Source organism: Arcobacter sp. CECT 8985 (assembly GCF_004116495.1).
Classification (GTDB): domain Bacteria; phylum Campylobacterota; class Campylobacteria; order Campylobacterales; family Arcobacteraceae; genus Malaciobacter.
On sequence record NZ_PDKC01000079.1, the window covers coordinates 1 to 804 of the forward strand.

Sequence of the window (804 nt, forward strand, 5' to 3'; positions counted from 1 at the left end):
TAGCACTTTCTTGTGCATAATCAACATCTCTAATTACAGATTCAGCAGCTTTAATATTAGTTTGCTGAGTCATTTGGTTTCTAATAGCTGATTCTAATTGATTTTGAGTAGAACCGAAGTCTGCTCTCCAACCATTTAGTGTGTTAATCGCACTATCTACGTTTTTCATTAAACTTCTAGCACTTCCAGCAGAAGTAAATCCTACATCAGCAGAAGCTTTTAATCCACTTAGTGTTAATCCCGCAACATTTGCTTGTACTCCTGATGTTGTAGATATTGTATCAGCAGAAGTCTCTCCCATTTGGAATGTTAGCTTAGATGCACCAGCTCCAGCACTAGCCCCTTGTAAAAGAGTTGTACCATTGTAGTTTGTTTGACTCGCAATATTATTTAATTGGTCAAGAAGTTTAGTTATATCTTTACCAATAGCTTTTCTACCATCATCTGAAGTAGTATCAGTTGAAGCTTGAACTAATTTCGTTTTGATTGTATCTAAAATATTAGATTGCTCAGCCATAGCCTTATCAGCAATTTGAGTTAAAGAAACAGCAGAGTTTCCATTCGAAATTGATTGACCAATAGAGCTTGCTTGAGTTCTAAGTTTATCAGCAATTGCTAAACCAGAAGCATCATCACTAGCTTTATTAATTCTAAGACCTGTACTTAGTTTCTCTAATGAGCTATTTAAGTTTTTTGTTGTATTTGTTGAAGCTTCTTGTGCAACTAATGAAGCAGCATTTGTATTAATTCTCATAATAAATCCTTTTTATCTTTAAAAGATTTACCCATGACACTGGGAGCCTA

The 804-nt window shown here is 34.6% G+C and carries 1 protein-coding gene; it reads right to left on the reverse strand.

The genetic code is table 11. The features are described 5' to 3' along the window. A partial coding sequence (locus CRU93_RS14045) for a flagellin (protein ID WP_129104800.1) occupies positions 1-754 on the reverse strand: 754 nt, incomplete at its 3' end. Between the last annotated feature and the right edge of the window lie 50 nt (positions 755-804).